At 30.6% G+C, this 3,103-nt stretch carries 3 protein-coding genes and 10 tRNA genes; 10 read left to right on the top strand and 3 right to left on the bottom strand.

Going from position 1 to position 3,103, the window contains the following annotated elements; all coding sequences use genetic code 11:
- Positions 1-53 precede the first annotated feature (53 nt).
- The 10 genes from OYV_RS03245 to OYV_RS03200 all read left to right on the top strand — a co-directional run bounded on the left by OYV_RS03245 (position 54) and on the right by OYV_RS03200 (position 988).
- Positions 54-129 (top strand) — tRNA-Thr (locus OYV_RS03245).
- Positions 130-136: 7 nt separating this feature from the next.
- Positions 137-212, top strand: a tRNA-Lys gene (locus OYV_RS03240).
- 66 nt (positions 213-278) lie between these two features.
- Positions 279-364: transfer RNA gene (locus OYV_RS03235), tRNA-Leu, on the top strand.
- 4 nt (positions 365-368) lie between these two features.
- Positions 369-444 (top strand) — tRNA-Ala (locus OYV_RS03230).
- Positions 445-482: 38 nt separating this feature from the next.
- A tRNA-Met gene (locus OYV_RS03225) sits at positions 483-559 on the top strand.
- A 1-nt stretch (position 560) separates the two neighbouring features.
- Positions 561-637, top strand: a tRNA-Ile gene (locus tag OYV_RS03220).
- 7 nt (positions 638-644) lie between these two features.
- A tRNA-Ser gene (locus tag OYV_RS03215) sits at positions 645-735 on the top strand.
- Positions 736-752: 17 nt separating this feature from the next.
- Positions 753-829, top strand: a tRNA-Met gene (locus OYV_RS03210).
- 5 nt (positions 830-834) lie between these two features.
- A tRNA-Asp gene (locus OYV_RS03205) sits at positions 835-910 on the top strand.
- A 2-nt stretch (positions 911-912) separates the two neighbouring features.
- Positions 913-988: transfer RNA gene (locus tag OYV_RS03200), tRNA-Phe, on the top strand.
- A gap of 217 nt (positions 989-1,205) precedes the next feature.
- On the opposite strand, the gene OYV_RS05570 is transcribed toward OYV_RS03200, so the two are convergent.
- The 3 genes from OYV_RS05570 to OYV_RS03190 all read right to left on the bottom strand — a co-directional run bounded on the left by OYV_RS05570 (position 1,206) and on the right by OYV_RS03190 (position 3,058).
- Positions 1,206-1,340 (bottom strand): hypothetical protein, encoded by a 135-nt coding sequence (locus OYV_RS05570; protein ID WP_269077292.1) that lies wholly within the window; start codon positions 1,338-1,340, stop codon positions 1,206-1,208.
- Between the two features lie 3 nt (positions 1,341-1,343).
- Positions 1,344-2,036, bottom strand: a complete 693-nt coding sequence (locus OYV_RS03195; RefSeq protein WP_042068253.1) for a hypothetical protein — start codon at positions 2,034-2,036, stop codon at positions 1,344-1,346.
- 287 nt (positions 2,037-2,323) lie between these two features.
- Complete coding sequence (locus OYV_RS03190; protein WP_042068252.1) at positions 2,324-3,058, bottom strand: ABC transporter permease subunit; 735 nt, start codon at positions 3,056-3,058, stop codon at positions 2,324-2,326.
- Positions 3,059-3,103: the final 45 nt, after the last annotated feature.

The following is a 3,103-nucleotide window of genomic DNA, read 5'->3' as shown; positions in this document are numbered from 1 at the left end:
AAACAATTACTATCTTTTTTATTCTTTTTTTATAGAAAAACAATAATTTTATTGCCAAAATAGCTCAATAGGTAGAGCAACTGATTTGTAATCAGTAGGTTACGGGTTCGATTCCTGTTTTTGGCACCACTTTATTGTCCCGTTAGCTCAGCTGGTAGAGCACTTGACTTTTAATCAAGGTGTCGAAGGTTCGACTCCTTCACGGGATACCACTTTTTATTAATCTTTCTTTTTCTTTTTTTATTTTTATACAAAATACAAAAAATGTTTATATGTTTGCCTGGATGGTGGAATCGGTAGACACGTGGGACTTAAAATCCCATGGTTTATAGCCGTGTCGGTTCAAGTCCGACTCCAGGTACCATTTTGGGGCTTTAGCTCAGCTGGAAGAGCATCTGTCTTGCACACAGAAGGTCAGCGGTTCGATCCCGCTAAGCTCCACCATAAAAACATTAACATTAATATATTAATCTTAAAATGATGGCGGTGTAGCTCAGCTGGCGAGAGTGTACGGTTCATACCCGTGAGGTCGAGGGTTCGAATCCCTCTGCCGCTACCATGGACCTGTAGCTCAGCTGGTCAGAGCTACCGGCTCATAACCGGTTGGTCGTAGGTTCGAATCCTACCGGGTCCACCATTTTTTTGGAGGAATACCCAAGTCCGGTTGAAGGGGTCAGTCTTGAAAACTGAGAGGTCCGAAAGGACGCGGGGGTTCGAATCCCTCTTCCTCCGCCATCAATTAAATATTATATCGCGGGGTAGAGCAGTTTGGTAGCTCGTCGGGCTCATAATCCGAAGGTCATAGGTTCGAATCCTATCCCCGCAACCAAAATTGGTCCGGTGGTGTAGTGGTTAACATGCTTGCCTGTCACGCAGGAGATCGCGGGTTCAAGTCCCGTCCGGACCGCCATAGGCTCTGTAGCTCAGTCGGTAGAGCAGTGGCCTGAAGAGCCTCGTGTCGACAGTTCGATTCTGTCCGGAGCCACCATATTATTTTCTGATTTTATTTTTTTAACTATATCTTTCTTAAGCCAAATAAACAAATGAGTAGCCCCAAAAAGGCTACTTTTATCTTTTTATATTGTCTTTTATTAAATATTATAACTATTTTAAAATTATTTCCATATGAGACTACAGAATATAAAATTAAAACCACCTTTTGGGGTGGTTTTTTTATTAATATAAATTATAAATACAACTTAAAATTAACATTCGTCTACATTTTTGATTTGTTCCAAATGTCCTAAAAGTTCATTTTTTATTTTATCTATTTGTTTGATTGTTTTTTCTATTATTTCTTTAGTCTTAGGTTCTTTGGTTTGTTTTTCTAAATTTTCCAAATATTAAGGAAAATCTTGTAGATAAAAAAGCAGATCATTTTTACTTCCCATATAATATGGATTTGCATTCAGGACACAACTAAAATTATTAATTTCTTCTTGCTTTTGTATTAGAAAGTTATATAAATGTTTACATATAGTTTCGGTTTTACACATCATTACAAAACAATTATTAGTGGCAAAAATAGGTTCATTGTGATAACAAATATTTTTTTGTTTTCCTCCTCTTGTAATTGTTACGCTATAAGAGCCTGTATTATATTTATTACAATATTCCTTTTTTTGTCCTTTTCCTCCATGGGTCCATAAGTATTTGCCAGATGGTTCAGGTTTTTGATGTTCTTCGTGAATATTTTTAATTGTAAAATATTTTTGCAAAGAAATGTTACTTAAAAAAACATTTAATATATTGTTCAAAAAAAATTCTAAACCTTTGGTTTTAATATTTTTACTTTTTTTATTTAAGTTTTTTAAATTTTCAATGCCTTTTTGATTTTTTTGTAATAATTTATATAAAGTTTGATATTCTAAATCTTTTATATTTTTTGTATTTATAATAAAACAATTACTCAATGCCCAAAAAGGTTTTTCGTGATAATGAACATATCCGCTATCTCTTCCTATGGTTATAGTTCCTGCGTTTTGATTTGCTCTTTCACTTTTACCTTTTGAATATGTTTTTTTATTTCCTCCCATTATTGAGTATTTACCATTTGGACTTTTAGGAGGTTTTTTCTCTCCAGAATCAATTTTTATGAATTTATTTTTTTTATCTTTGTTTTATTAGAAGACATTTTTTACCTCTCTTTTATGATTAAACTTTTTATAAATATATCTACATTATTAAATATTTTATCTTTTTTTATCTTTGTTGTATTAAAGCAAAATATTTAATAATATTTATATACTTTTTTAAATTACACTTTCACTATTAATATTATATAAACAAATGGAAAAATAAAATTATGTTTTTGTACATAATTTTATTTTCTATCACTTATTTTTTCTATTTTTTTCAATAACAAAGAAACTAATAACACCAAAACTAAATAAACAAAGACAGGCACTATTAAAGCCAATATTTTTGCATTTGCACTTGCAACAGATGCGTTTACTGTGCTTCCTGCATTATAAAGTTCATTTATGCCAATAACTCCAAAAACACTACTATCTTTGATATTAACAATAAATTCATTAGAAATTCTTAATAAAGATTTACGGACAACTTGGGGACACACAACCTTTTTAAAGGTTTGTGTTTGTGTCATCCCCAAAGATAATGATGCTTCAATTTGTCCAGAGTCAAAAAATTCCATATTTTTAATCATAACTTCAGCAAGATAAGCAGCTGAGTTAAAAATAATTACAAATAAACCAGATTGCAATGGAGTTAACCATTTAAAATAACCAGTTCCTTTGAGTCCGAAATGAAAAAACATTGCTTGCAACATCATAGGAATACTTTTAATAATAAAAATATAAACATTAATGCTTTTATCAAGTATTTTAAAGAAATATTGTTTTTTTAAACTCATTTTTGTATGTTTATTAAGAGTTATGATTCCTTTAATATAAAGCACACATAAAGATACTATAAAAGCTCCTATGGTACCAAATAAAGCAATTTTAAATGTGGTGTCAAAGCCTTCTTTATATAATGGATAATATATTTTTAATAATCTTTTTAATAAATTAAACCAATTAAAAATATTTGACATTATTATAAATTAGCATTTTCATCTTTTGAATGTTGAACAGCTTTT

The sequence above is a fragment of the 'Chrysanthemum coronarium' phytoplasma genome, assembly GCF_000744065.1.
Classification (GTDB): domain Bacteria; phylum Bacillota_I; class Bacilli_A; order Acholeplasmatales; family Acholeplasmataceae; genus Phytoplasma; species Phytoplasma asteris.
This window is presented reverse-complemented; position numbering and strand designations above follow the sequence as displayed.

Bases quoted from the DNA above. Each gene is read 5' to 3' on its own strand.
- OYV_RS03195 (WP_042068253.1), bottom strand. From the start codon at position 2,036: ATGGGAGGAAATAAAAAAACATATTCAAAAGGTAAAAGTGAAAGAGCA.
- OYV_RS03190 (WP_042068252.1), bottom strand. From the start codon at position 3,058: ATGTCAAATATTTTTAATTGGTTTAATTTATTAAAAAGATTATTAAAA.